The following is an 11,885-nucleotide window of genomic DNA, read 5'->3' as shown; positions in this document are numbered from 1 at the left end:
AAAGATTGGCAAAACCGCCCGGCCCCTAACCGGCCCGGAAGACGATCATCTTCCCGGCCGTCATCTCCTCCATGGTAAAGGGGATACCCCCGACGCCGTGCCCGGAGACACGGCGTCCCGCGAAGGGCATCCAGTCGACGCGGAACGCGGTGTGGTCGTTGACCATCACGGCGGAGGCGTCGAGGGTTTCAGCCGCCCGGAACGCTGACGCGAGATCGTTGGTGAAGATGCTCGACTGGAACGCCTCGGGCAGCGAATTCGCCTCGCGGATCGCCTCGTCCAGCGTGCCGAAGCCGTAGATGCACGTCAGGGGCCCGAAGACCTCGCGCGTGGAAACCTGTGCATCCCTGGGCGGATTGAGCAGGATGGTCGGGTAGAGCGTGGTGTCGCTGAGTCGTCCGCCCCCGATCGGCCGCGCACCCGCCGCCACGGCCTCGTCGATCCATGCCTGCACGCGGTCGGCCTCTTTCGGCGTGATGAGCGGCCCGACCTCCGTCTCGGCCAGCAGCGGGTCGCCCGTACGCAGCGCCTGCACGCGGCGCGCGAAGCGATCGGAGAATTCCGTCTGCAGGCTCTCGTGTACGTAGATTCGCTGCACCGACACGCACACCTGGCCTGCATGGTAGTAGCCGCCTTTCGCCAGCGGCTCGATGAGCCGGTCTAGGTCCGCACTGCGATCGACGATGACCGGCGCGACGCCGCCATGCTCCAGCGCGCAGCGGGCACCAGGCGCCAGTCGGGACCGCAGGCGCCAACCGACGCTCGCCGAGCCGATGAAGCTGAGGAAGGCCACGCGCGGGTCGGCGACGAAGGCTTCGGCCAGATCGCGCGATTCGGGGAGGAACGACTGTGCCCACCCTTCCGGCAGACCGGCTTCCTCCGCCATTCTCACCACCTCGATGCAATTCAGCGGCGTGGCGGTGGCGGGTTTGATGACGATGGGACAGCCGGTTGCGATGGCGGGCGCGATCTGATGCACCACCAGGTTGAGCGGGTGGTTGAAGGCCGAGACGGCCGCCACGACGCCGATCGGCTCGTGCACGGTCCATGCGCGGCGATGCTCGCTCGACGGCGTCACCCCCATCGGAATTTCACGCCCGCCCCGCGTGCGAAGCGTCTCCGCGGCGATACGCACGCCGTCGATCGCCCGGTCGGTCTCCACCAGCGCGTCGGTATACGGCTTGCCACCCTCGCGCGCGATCTGTCGCGCGAAATGCTCGCGCTTGCCCTCGATGAGCGCCGCCAGCGCATGCAGCACGCCGATGCGCTGGTGTGGTTTGAGCCACGCACCGCGATCGCGCGAAAGCCGATATGCGGTGGCGAGCTTCCGTTCCAGCGCGGTCGCGTCGTCCGTCGGCAACTCCGCGATGGGCTGGCGATCGAATGCCTGCACGACAGTGAGCATGACGAGCCTCCGACGTGGCGTGGGGGGGCCACGGAAGGCACGAGGTTAGTCTCGCCCGTGCGGGCAGGGGTGTTAAAACCCGTCAGTTCTGGCTAATGCCGGCGAGCCGATCGCATCAGTCCAGGGGCGCCATGTCGAAGAGCAGTACCTCGCCGTCGACACCGTCCGTGATCGTGACGCGATTCTCGCCGGTGATCTTCGCCGCGTCGCCCGCCGAGAGCGGATGCCCGTCGACGTGGACCGAGCCGCGGACGACATGGACGTACACGATGCGTTCGTAGTCGATGGTGTGGTGCGCGGACTCGTCGGGGCCGAAGAGGCCCGCGTAGATACGAACATCCTGGTTGACCGTCACCGAGCCGTGCTCGCCGCGCTGACTCGCGACGAGGCGCAGCTTGCCGCGCTTCTCGGCATCGGCAAAGTGCGTCTGCTGATACCCGGGCTTCAGGTTCAGCTGGTTGGGAATGATCCAGATCTGCAGGAAGTGCGTGAGGGCGTTGGCGTGATTCTCCTCCGAATGGGTCACGCCGCTCCCGGCGGACATGATCTGCACGTCGCCCGGCCGGATCACCGCCTTGTTGCCCATCGAATCCGTGTGGGCGAGCTCGCCCTCCAGCACGTAGCTGATGATTTCCATGTCGCGGTGGGAGTGGGTGCCGAAACCCGCCCCGGCGGCCACGCGGTCTTCGTTGATGACGCGCAAGGGACCGAAATGCACGTGGTCCCGATCCTGATAGTCGGCGAACGAAAAGCTGTGGTGCGAGTCGAGCCAGCCGTGGTTGGCGTGGCCACGATCGCTGGCGTGGCGAATGACGAACATGGGCATCTCCCTGCAAGGTCACCCGATACCGTATCGGCAACGCTCGGGTGGCGATTGTAGAAAGCGCGCCAGGCGCCCATCGCCGAGACAGGATGGCCGGCGCCGCAGACACCCCTCACCTCAGCCTGCTGACGAACGGCACATGCGCTGCGGGTGGGTGCGCCGAGCTCGCGTCCTGACAGAGGCGAGGAGCTACCACCCGCTGCTCCGTCGCGGATCCGCGTCGTCGAGCGCATCCGCGAGGCGCGCCAGATACGGATCGAACACGACCGGTGTACGCGGCGCAGGCTGCGCCAGCGCGGTGGCGAGCTCCTCCGCGGCCGCCGCGATGACGACGTGACCGCTGTCCTTCGCCGCGCGTGCGATATCCGCCGCGAGTGCGCGCGCCTCGTCGAAATCGCCGTCGAGGGTCGCGGCATCCACGGCCGATGCATCCATCACCAGTCCCGCGTGCGTCATCAACGCGACTTCTAGACTCGGCATCGGCGACACATCAGGGCGATCAATGGACCCTGCATCGACGCAATTCGTCGACGACGTCGCAGGTCAGGGTACCGACACGCTCCACCGCGCGACGGAGGTCGAGCTCCGACACGGAAAGCGTTCGCGTCCAGTACTGGATATCGGACTGTCGATTCACGTCGATCGACGTCCTGGTCTGCGGGGCGAGGCCGAACGAAACGACTGACATGGCGCGCACCGTGGGATGTGTTTACTCCATCGACGATGGCACGTGCCACGTGATGACGGTCGTATTTTCGCGTTGGCCTGCCGTGACGAGGATGTGCACGGCGTCCCTCGCGTTCGCATAACGCGTTGCATGTGAGGATGCGATTCCGGGCGCTCGTTGCCTCGCAGCAGGATTCACTCATGAGCCCCACAACGTCTCACCCGGCGGGACATTGATGCTGCCCGCCAAACGCGACCGACGCCATGCCGCGCGCATCGAGCGCGAGCCCGTGATCCGTGCCGAACTGTTCAACGCCGATCAGCTGGAAGCGCACGGGCCCGTCCTCGCAGCTCGTCACCACATCGCGTCGACACGTTCCCCCGAGTGGCTCCTGCCAAGGCTGGCCGACAACGAGAAGACGATCCTGGACGCCTGTCGCGGGCTGTTGGCCGCTGGCGCGCGCGGTGAGGCGACGACGCCCGCGGGCATCTGGCTTCTGGACAACCTCTACCTCGTCGAAGAGCAGATCGGCACCGCGAAACGCGATTTCCCTGACGGGTACAGTCGCGAACTGGTTCAGCTCGACGATGGACCCTCCAGAGGGCTGCCGCGTGTCTACGATATCGCGCTGGAGGTCATCGCCCACGGCGACGGCCGCGTCGACGAGAGCGGGCTCGCTCGGTTCCTCACGAGCTACCAGACCGTGACGTCGCTGAGCCTCGGCGAGCTGTGGGCCGTGCCGATCATGCTGCGCATGGCCCTGATCGAAAACCTGCGTCGCATCGCCGTTCGCCTGACCCTCGATCGCGCGGGAAGAAGGCGCGCCACGCGATGGGCGAACGCGATGACACGAATGGCGGCCGAAGACGCGAAGAACGTGGTGCTCGTCGTGGCCGATCTCGCCCGGTCGTCCCCGGTGATGACCGCGCCTTTCGTCGCCGAACTCGTGCGGCGGTTGCAGGGACAGGGGCCCGCGCTCGCGATGCCGTTGAGCTGGGTGGAGCAACGCCTCGCGGAATCGGGGCAGAGCATCGACTACCTCGTCCAGAAGGAATCGCAGCAGCAGGCCGCCCAGCAGGTGTCGATGAGCAACAGCATCGGCAGCCTGCGCGCCCTTGCGATGATCGACTGGCAGGCGCTCGTCGAACGGACGAGCCTCGTCGACGCCGCCTTGCGGGACGATCCGGCCGGCGTCTATGCACGGATGGATTTCGCCAGCCGCGACGACTATCGCCATCGGATCGAGCGCCTCGCGCGAAAGAAAGGGCTCGACGAAGTGCACGTGGCACATGCCGTGCTCGACGCGAGCCGGGCCGGGCAGGGACTTTCCTTGCATGTCGGTTACCACCTCCACGGCGACGGCCTGCCAGCTTTGCGGCGAAGACTGGGGTTCCGGGCATCGCGAGTCGACCGCGACGGCGCTTCGGTGTCGCGGTCGACCTTTCGCCTCTCCATCGTGCTCTTCGCTGGCCTTACGCTCGCCCTGACCACGGCGCTGCTGGCCAGCGGCTCGTTCGAGCGCCCCAGCCCTGTACCGATCGTCATCCTGGCTGTCGCCGCGGCCATCCTCGCAAGCCAGTTCGCGCTCGGGCTGCTGAATCTCGCCGCCACGGTGCTGACGCGTCCCGATCGGCTTCCTCGCATGGACTACAGCGAGGGCATCCCGGTCGAGGCGAGCACGATGGTGGTCGTGCCGACGCTGATCGGCCATCCGGGCGATGTCGACGAGCTCGTGGACGCGCTCGAGATCAGGTTTCTCGCCAACCGGGACGCCTGCCTGCGGTTCGCGCTCCTCACCGACTTCACCGACGCCATGGCCCCGTCGTTGCCTGGAGATCCGGCGATTCTCCAGCGTGCACGCGATCGCGTGGACGCGCTGAACGCACGCTACGCGTCCGGCGGTCCCGACCTGTTCTTCCTGTTCCACAGGCCGCGGGAGTGGAGCGACACCGAGCAGTGCTGGATCGGCGCGGATCGCAAGCGCGGCAAGCTCGCGGCGCTGAACGCGTTGTTGCGGGGGCAGGGGCGGGGACGTTTCCAGCTCGTCGTGGGAGACCTCGCGCACCTGCCGCCCATCCGTTACGTGATCACGCTGGACACCGACACCCACCTGCCGCGCGATGCGGCACATCTCCTGGTGGGCGCCATGGATCATCCGCTGAACCGGCCCGTGTTCGACGCCGCGCATTCCGTGGTCACGTCGGGTTACGGCATCATGCAGCCGCGCATCGGTATCGCGCTTCCGGCCCAGGCACGGTCGCTGCATGCGCGCCTCTATGGCGCGGACGCGGGCGTCGACCCGTATACGCAAGCGACGTCTGACGTGTATCAGGATCTCTTCCACGAAGGCTCCTTCACCGGAAAGGGTATCTACGACGTCGATGCGTTCGAGCACGCGATGGCCGACCGTTTCCGCCCCGAGCGCGTGCTCAGCCATGATCTGATCGAGGGCTGCGTGGCACGTTCCGCGTTGCTCAGCGACGTGCTCGTGTTCGAAGGCACGCCGGACCGCTATCTCGACGAGAGCCAGCGGCGCCATCGCTGGATGCGAGGCGACTGGCAGCTGCTGCCATGGCTGCTCCCGATGGTGCCGACCGCGGGGAAGTGGCGACGCAACGATCTCAGCGGCCTGTCCCGATGGAAGATCTTCGACAACCTGCGCCGCAGCCTCGTGCCTGCGGCCACGTGGTTACTGCTGGTCGTCGGCTGGCTCGCGATGACGCCGCTCGTGACCTGGACGCTGGCGGTGCTTTCCATGGCGCTGCTCCCCATCCTCCTGCAGGCGTTCATGGAGGCCGTCCGCAAACCCCGCGACATCGACTGGCGCCAGCAGGGCCACGTCGCGCTGACCGCGTCGGGCGCCCATGCATTGCGACTCGCGATAGCAATCGCGTCGCTGCCCCACGATGCGTATTCGGGGCTGGACGCGATGGTCCGTTCCGTCTGGCGTATCGCCGTCAGCCGCCGGCACCTTCTCGAATGGCGCTCGTCGGGTGTCGTGGCCAGGCAGGGACGCCATCGACATCGTGTGGCGTGGCTCGCCATGTGGCCCGGTCCGGTATCGGCCGTTTCGGTTTTCGCGCTCCTTGCTTTCGCGCGCCCGCTCGCCATCGCCGTGGCGTCGCCCTGGCTGATGCTCTGGGCAGCCTCGCCCGTGATCGCGTGGTGGCTCAGCCGCGCGCCGGCGAGCCGCCGTTTCGTTCCCGATGAGGCTGATCTCTCGTTCTTGCGGCAGCTTGCGCGGCGCACGTGGGCGTTCTTCGAAGTGCACGGTGGCCCCAGCGACCACGGGCTGCCGCCCGACAATCTGCAGATGGTGCCGCAGCCGCACGTGGCGAGACGGACATCCCCCACCAACATCGGTCTGGGGCTCCTGGCCGGCTTCGCCGCGTACGACTTCGGTTATCTCGGTACCGGTCGCCTCCTCGAGCGCACCGAGGCGACGCTCGCGACACTCGGGCTGCTGGAACGGTACCGCGGCCACTTCCTCAACTGGTACGACACGGAGACGCTGCAGCCGCTGCATCCGCGCTACGTGTCCAGTGTCGATAGCGGGAATCTCGCTGGCCACCTCATGACGTTGAGGCAAGGCCTGCTCGGCCTCGTGAACGAACCCGTGTTCCGACGCGAATCGATCGGCGGGCTGCGCGACACGCTGGACGTGCTGGCCGATGTGCTGACCACCGCGCCACCGTCCGAATGGCGCGTCTGGGCGCACGCACTCGCCAGCGCGGCGGATGCGCCGCCCGCTTCCCCGGGCGAAGTGCTGGCCTTCGCGGAGGACCAACGCCTTCGTGCGGAAGCCCTGCGTACGGTGCTTGAAAACGTCCCGTCCGACGATGCCGCGTTCTGGCTGGGTCGGCTCGTGGCGCAATGCGACGACCTCGTGGCCGAGGCGTCGTGCTGGAGCGGCAACATTCTGGGTACGCCGTCGCTCCCATCGCTGGCCGAGCTGGCCGCGGAAACCGGCACGGCGCGCGGTGAGCGCGCCCGCTCGCGGATCGCCGCGCTGAACGACGCCGCGGCGATCGCGGGAAACCTCGCGGTGATGGACCAGGCTTTCATGTACGACGAGCAGCGGCGGCTGTTCTCGATCGGCTATGACGTAGAACGGCATGTGCTCGACGTGTCGTTCTACGACCTCCTCGCATCGGAAGCGCGCCTGACGACGTTCGTCGCGATCGCACAGGGCCAGGTGCCACAGGAAAGCTGGTTCTCGCTCGGCCGTCTGCTGACGAGGGCGCAGGGCCTGCCGGTGCTCCTGTCCTGGACGGGCTCGATGTTCGAATACCTGATGCCGATGCTGGTGATGCCGACCTACGAGGGCAGCCTCCTCGACGAGACCATGCGCAACGCCGTCGCGCGACAGATGGACTATGGCAGGCAGCGCGGCGTGCCCTGGGGCGTGTCCGAATCGGGCTACCACGCCGTCGATGCGGGCATGACTTACCAGTACCGGGCGTTCGGCGTGCCCGGTCTCGGTCTGAAGCGCGGACTGGGCGACGATCTCGTCGTCGCGCCGTACGCGACGGCGCTCGCGCTGATGGTGTCGCCCGCGGCGGCCACCGCCAACCTGTGGCGACTCAGCGAGGCGGGGATGGCGGGCCGTTACGGCTTGTACGAAGCGCTCGATTACACGCCGGCGCGCCTGCGGCCCGGGCAGGACGCGGCGATCGTGCAGTCGTACATGTCGCACCACCAGGGCATGTCGCTTCTGGCGATCGGGCACGCGTTGCTCGACCGGCCGATGCAGCGCCGGTTCGAGGCCGATCCCAACGTGATGGCCACGAGTCTTCTGCTGCAGGAGCGGCTCCCCCTTTCCTCGAGCGAATACCTCCGGCATACGGGCATGGGAGACAGTACGCAACAGGCCGCGGCACCCGAATCGCGACTCCGCCTGTTCACCGATCCGAATCGTCCCCGACCGGCCGTGCAGTTGCTTTCCAACGGGCGTTACCACGTGATGGTGAGCAGCGCCGGTGGCGGCTACAGCCGTCGCGACGCCATGGCGGTCACACGCTGGCGAGAGGACATCACGCGCGATAACCACGGCATGTTCTGTTACCTGCGCGATCCGTCGAACGACGAGGTCTGGAGCACCGCCTATCAGCCGACGATGCGGGACACGGATCGCTTCGAGGCCATCTTCGCCGAGTCGCGCGCCGAATTCCGTGTCCGCCAGCGCGGCTTCGAGACGCATACGGAGATCGTGGTGTCGCCGGAAGACGACATCGAGCTTCGCCGTACGCGGATCACGAACCGCCACAAGACCCGGCGCACCGTCGAACTCACCAGTTACGCCGAACTGGTGCTCGCCGACCCCGCCAGCGACACGGCGCATCCGGCGTTCAGCAAGCTCTTCGTCACCACCGAGATCGTCGCGTCGATGCAGGCGCTGCTGTGCACGCGCCGCGGTCGCTCCGCCGGCGAGAAGCCGCCATGGGCGTGTCATCTCGTCGCCGTGCACGATGCGGACATCGACGAGATCTCCTACGAAACCGACCGGGCACGCTTCATCGGCCGTGGCCGCAACGCTGCCGATCCCGCCGCGCTCGCGCCGGGGAGTCGCCTGCTCAGCGGCACCGCCGGCCCGGTGCTGGATCCCATCGCCGCCATCCGCGTGCGCATCACCCTCGAACCCGAACAGACGGCGACGCTCGACTTCGTCACGGGCATCGGGGACGACCGCGCCCAGTGCATGCGCCTGATCGAGAAATACCGTGATCGCCATCTCTCCGATCGCGTGTTCGATCTCGCCTGGACGCATAGTCAGGTGACGCTCCGCCAGGCCAACGCGACGCTCGCGGATGCCCAGCTGTTCGAGCACATGGCCACGTCGATCATCTACGCGAACCGGGCGATGCGCACCGCGCCGTCGATGATCGCCGCGAACACGCGAGGCCAATCGGGACTCTGGGGGCAGGCTGTCTCGGGCGACCTGCCGATCGTGCTCCTCCGCATCGGCGACATCGCCCGCCTCGACATCGCCCGCGACCTCATCCGCGCCGCCGCTTACTGGCGACTTCGCGGACTCGCCGTGGACCTGGTGATCTGGAACGAAGACAGCACCGGGTATCGACAGGCCCTGCACGACGCGCTGATCGGGTTGCTCGCGTCGGGTGCCGAGGCGAGCCTCCTGGATCGCCCGGGTGGCGTGTACATCCGGGCGGCGCAGCCTCTGTCGTACGAGGACCGGCTCGTCATGGAAGCCAGTGCGCGCATCGTCGTCGTGGACACGCTCGGCTCCCTGCAGGAGCAGATGGAGCGTCATCGCATGGTTCCCGCGCCGACGATCGCCGACCCTGTGGGCTGGCTGCCGCGCGTTGCCGAGGCGCCGTTCGTCGCGACGCAGGCCACCGGCGGGTTCTCCGCCGACGGCACGGAGTACGTGATCACGTCGGGGCGGGGGGCCACCACGCCGGCCCCGTGGTGCAACGTGCTCGCCAACCCGGGCTTCGGCAGCGTCGTGTCGGAAAGCGGCAGCGCGTATACGTGGTCGGGCAATGCCCATGGCTGCCGCCTGACGCCATGGCAGAACGATCCGGTGGAAGATGCCAGTGGCGAAGCCCTCTACCTCCGGGACGAAGCCACGGGCCACGCGTGGTCGCCATCGCCCCTGCCCATGCGAGGGGAGGGCACCTACACCACGCGCCACGGGTTCGGGTACACGGTGTTCGAGCATGCCGAACGGGGTGTGGCGACGCGGCTGGAAGTCTTCGTCGCACGCGACGCGCCGCTGAAGTTCCAGGTGCTCAGCATCACCAACGAGGGACCGGTGGAGCTGCTTCTCACCGCGACGGGCTACGTGGAATGGGTGCTCGGCGATATCCGGGAGAAGAACGCCATGCACGTGGTGACCGACATCGATCCGACGACGGGCGCGCTGTTCGCGCGAAACGCCTATAACGGCGATTTTCCCGGCCGGGTCGCTTTCTTCGACGTAGGCGACGCCGATCGCGAGATCGGTGGCGACCGCGGCGACTTCCTCGGCCGGAACGGCCGAGCGTCGTCGCCGCTTGCCCTGCGTCGGCAAGGATGGAGCAACAGGGTCGGCGCTGGACTCGACCCGTGTGGCGCGCTGCGCGTCAGCGTGCGTCTCGCACCGGGGGAATCGCGCGACATCGTCTTCCGGCTCGGCATGGGTGACAGCGAATCCGAGGCACGCGATCTCGTGCAACGCTACCGCCAGGATGGCGCCGCCGCCCGCGAACTGGCCGAGGTAAGTGCGCGGTGGCGCGCCTTGATCGGTGCGGTGCAGGTACGCAGCCCCGAGCCCGCCGTCGACGTCTTCGCGAACGGCTGGCTCCTGTATCAGACCATCGCGAGCAGGATCTGGGCTCGCAGCGGGTACTACCAGTCCGGCGGTGCGATCGGTTTCCGCGACCAGCTGCAGGACTCGATGGCGGTGCTACATGCCGATCCCGGCGTGGCACGGGCACAACTTCTGACCTGCGCGGGGCGACAGTTCATCGAAGGCGACGTCCAGCACTGGTGGCATCCTCCCTCGGGCAGGGGCGTACGCACCACGTGTTCGGACGACTTCCTCTGGCTGCCGCTCGCCGCGAGCCGCTACGTCCGTGCGACCGTCGACGCCGCGGTGCTCGACGAGGTGATCGAATACATCGAGATGCGTGCGCCGAGGCCTGGCGAGGAGTCCGTTTACGATCTTCCTAGGGCATCGGGCACGCGGGAAACGCTGTACGAGCATTGCGTGCGCGCACTCGAGCACGCGATGTCGCGTGGATCACATGGGCTGCCGCTGATGGGCGGCGGCGACTGGAACGATGGCATGAACCGGGTGGGCGAAGGCGGGAAGGGGGAGAGCGTCTGGCTGGCCTTCTTCCTCATGCACGTCCTTCGCGCGTTTGCGCCGGTCGCGGCGGGACGCGGCGACGGGACGTTCGCCGCGCACTGTGACGCCGAAGCGAAGCGGCTCGCTGCCAGCGTCGAGGCCCACGCGTGGGACGGCGAGTGGTACCTCCGCGCATGGTTCGACGACGGTACGCCGCTCGGATCCGCCGCGAACGACGAATGCCGGATCGACGCGGTGGCCCAGAGCTGGTCGGTACTTTCCGGCGGCGCGCCGGACAGCCGTGCGCGCGAAGCCATGCGTTCGGTCGACAGGCACCTCGTCCGCCCGGAGGCGGGCCTTGTCCAGCTCCTCGACCCGCCGTTCGACAGAACGGCGATGGATCCCGGGTACATCAAGGGCTATCTGCCCGGCGTGCGGGAGAACGGTGGCCAGTACACCCATGCGGCGGTATGGGTCACGATGGCGTTCGCCCGCCTGGGCGAGACCGAGCACGCGTGGGACCTGGCGCGGATGATCCTTCCGTCGAGTCATACGTCGACCGCGACCTCGATCGCTACGTACAAGGTCGAACCGTACGTGCTCGCTGCCGACGTCTATGCGGTGGAGCCGCACGTGGGTCGCGGCGGGTGGACGTGGTACACGGGATCGGCGGGCTGGATGTATCGCCTGTTGATCGAATCACTGTTCGGCATCTCGCTCGTCGACGGCCGGTTGTCCATCGTCCCGTGCGTGCCGGCGGCGTGGGATGGTTATTCGGTCGCCTATCGACACGGTTCGTCGACGTACGCAATCGCCTTGCGACGCGCCGGCGAGGGCGAACCGGCGTCGTTGACGCTCGATGGCGAGGCGGTCGAGGGCGACAGCATCCCGTTGACCGACGACGATGCCGAACATCGGGTGATGTGCGTCTACCGTCCGGCGGTGCCTCATGGTGGCTGATACCCCGCACGATGTGCGCGAGGCGATGCTTCGCGACTACGACCGGGCCGCGGCGACCCATCCACGGGCCTGCGCCGTGCGCGTGCGCGACGCGTCGGGAAGGTTCGTCGCGCTGACCGCACGCCAGGTACGAAACCGGAAAACGGCCGAATGGGTCTCCGGCAGGCTGGCACCCCTGTTGTGACGTTGCCACGTGCCCTACAGGAAACCTTCGCGGCACCTCGACGCCCATGCCGCA

General features: G+C 67.7%; 6 protein-coding genes. 2 read left to right on the top strand and 4 right to left on the bottom strand.

Annotated features, from left to right (window positions below; translation table 11 throughout):
- Nucleotides 1–25: 25 nt before the first annotated feature.
- From BMX32_RS15220 to BMX32_RS15205, 4 genes are all read right to left on the bottom strand, one after another.
- A complete protein-coding gene (locus tag BMX32_RS15220) occupies nt 26–1,405 on the bottom strand; it encodes an aldehyde dehydrogenase family protein (protein WP_089979995.1) in 1,380 nt (459 codons plus the stop codon).
- Between the two features lie 115 nt (nt 1,406–1,520).
- Nucleotides 1,521–2,225 (bottom strand): pirin family protein, encoded by a 705-nt coding sequence (locus BMX32_RS15215; protein ID WP_089979994.1) that lies wholly within the window; start codon nt 2,223–2,225, stop codon nt 1,521–1,523.
- A gap of 192 nt (nt 2,226–2,417) precedes the next feature.
- Nucleotides 2,418–2,708 carry a hypothetical protein gene (locus tag BMX32_RS15210; RefSeq protein ID WP_139206753.1) on the bottom strand — a complete coding sequence of 97 codons (291 nt, stop codon included), beginning with the start codon at nt 2,706–2,708 and terminating at the stop codon, nt 2,418–2,420.
- 19 nt (nt 2,709–2,727) lie between these two features.
- Nucleotides 2,728–2,916 (bottom strand): DUF3606 domain-containing protein, encoded by a 189-nt coding sequence (locus tag BMX32_RS15205; protein WP_089979990.1) that lies wholly within the window; start codon nt 2,914–2,916, stop codon nt 2,728–2,730.
- Between the two features lie 214 nt (nt 2,917–3,130).
- Between BMX32_RS15205 and BMX32_RS15200 the strand changes: the two genes are divergently transcribed.
- The gene (locus BMX32_RS15200; protein WP_089979989.1) at nt 3,131–11,647 is read left to right on the top strand and encodes a glycoside hydrolase family 94 protein; all 8,517 of its coding nucleotides are present in this window, start codon (nt 3,131–3,133) and stop codon (nt 11,645–11,647) included.
- Nucleotides 11,637–11,831, top strand: coding sequence for a hypothetical protein (locus BMX32_RS18495; RefSeq protein WP_139206752.1), 195 nt, complete (start codon nt 11,637–11,639; stop codon nt 11,829–11,831). The genes BMX32_RS15200 and BMX32_RS18495 overlap by 11 nt, the downstream gene beginning before the upstream one ends.
- Nucleotides 11,832–11,885 lie beyond the last annotated feature (54 nt).

The sequence above is a fragment of the Luteibacter sp. UNCMF331Sha3.1 genome (assembly GCF_900109915.1).
Taxonomy (GTDB): domain Bacteria; phylum Pseudomonadota; class Gammaproteobacteria; order Xanthomonadales; family Rhodanobacteraceae; genus Luteibacter.
Note: the sequence above shows the minus strand (reverse complement) of the source record. Positions and strands in the feature narration are given on the sequence as shown.

Coding starts and splice junctions, on each gene's coding strand:
- BMX32_RS15210 (WP_139206753.1), bottom strand. CDS start 2,708: ATGCCGAGTCTAGAAGTCGCGTTGATGACGCACGCGGGACTGGTGATG.
- BMX32_RS18495 (WP_139206752.1), top strand. CDS start 11,637: ATGGTGGCTGATACCCCGCACGATGTGCGCGAGGCGATGCTTCGCGAC.
- BMX32_RS15205 (WP_089979990.1), bottom strand. CDS start 2,916: ATGTCAGTCGTTTCGTTCGGCCTCGCCCCGCAGACCAGGACGTCGATC.
- BMX32_RS15200 (WP_089979989.1), top strand. CDS start 3,131: ATGCTGCCCGCCAAACGCGACCGACGCCATGCCGCGCGCATCGAGCGC.
- BMX32_RS15215 (WP_089979994.1), bottom strand. CDS start 2,225: ATGTTCGTCATTCGCCACGCCAGCGATCGTGGCCACGCCAACCACGGC.
- BMX32_RS15220 (WP_089979995.1), bottom strand. CDS start 1,405: ATGCTCACTGTCGTGCAGGCATTCGATCGCCAGCCCATCGCGGAGTTG.